Origin of the sequence: Tahibacter caeni (genome assembly GCF_024609805.1) — a bacterium.
GTDB lineage: Bacteria > Pseudomonadota > Gammaproteobacteria > Xanthomonadales > Rhodanobacteraceae > Tahibacter > Tahibacter caeni.
Map to the genome: position 1 here is coordinate 1 of NZ_JANFVR010000668.1, position 1,075 is coordinate 1,075.

1 protein-coding gene is annotated in these 1,075 nt (G+C 75.7%); it reads right to left on the bottom strand.

What is annotated here, in order from left to right; translation table 11 throughout:
* On the bottom strand, positions 1 to 1,075 hold a 1,075-nt coding region (locus NON22_RS24720; RefSeq protein WP_257389633.1), incomplete at both ends, for an enoyl-CoA hydratase-related protein.

A 1,075-nucleotide genomic window follows, 5' to 3' on the forward strand; every position in this document is an offset into this window, starting at 1 on the left:
GCCGCGCCAGCGCGCGCCGCCCGCCGCGACGGGCGCCAAGGCGGTGACCGCATCGGTCAGCGGCCGCGCGAGATGCGCCTTGAGCAGGCGCAGCGCGAGCGCGGACTTGCCGGCGATCTCGCCGGCCAGGACCAGCGCTTCGTGCCGGAGGCGTGCCGCCGGCAGGATCCGGCAGGACCCGCCGGCCGCGCGCAGCTGCACGCCGCTGCGGTAGCCCGGGAGCGACTGCAGCTGGCGCGCCGCGACAGGGCCGTAGCGCTCGTGCAGGTATCCGGTGTGCGCCGCGCACAGCGCCGCGTCGTCAGGCCCGTAGCCGTACTGGGCTTCCTCGCTGCAGAGCTGCAGATCGCAGAGCGAACCGAGCCACCAGCCCGCGCCGGTCGCAGCCCCCTGCATCAGCGCGATCACCGGATACGGGAAGTTCGCGATCGCCTCGTGCAGACCGGCGTGCAGCGCCGCGGCGTAGCCCGCGGCATCGCCGCGGACGAAACCCTGCTCGTTGCCTTCGAGCAGCAGCACGCGCAGGGACGCGGCGTCGCGCGCGACGCGCAGCGCCTGCAGCAGCGCGGCGACCAACGCGCCGTCGAGCCGGTTCAGGCCCGCGTCGATGCGCAGCATGAACACGCCGTCGCCGCGATCGAGCAGTTCGACGACGCCGGCGCTGCCGGAGCGGACGGCACCGGGATCGGCCAGCGCGATGCGCGGGCGCTGCGCGGCGACCTGATGACGCCGCAGTTCCGCGGCGACGACGGCGCGCGGATTGACGAGCGCGATGCCGCGCGGCTTGTCGCGCAGCGGCGGCACGGGCGCTGGGTCCTCGCCGCCCACCGTGACCGGTCCCAGCGAAAAACGCAGCGGTGCAACAGCGGTCGTAATTGCCGGCGCGACGGGCGCCGTCGCCGCGGTATCGGCCGGTGTCGTCACGGCAGGCGCCGCCGACGCCGTCGCCGTGACGGTCGGCGCAACCGCTTCGAACACGAGCCCGCGCAGTTCGGCCACGACGCGGCCGTCGGCGTCGCCGAAGCCGAGGTCGAGCGCGAACTGTCCCGCCGCGACGGCGCGCTGCGGCGCGCGG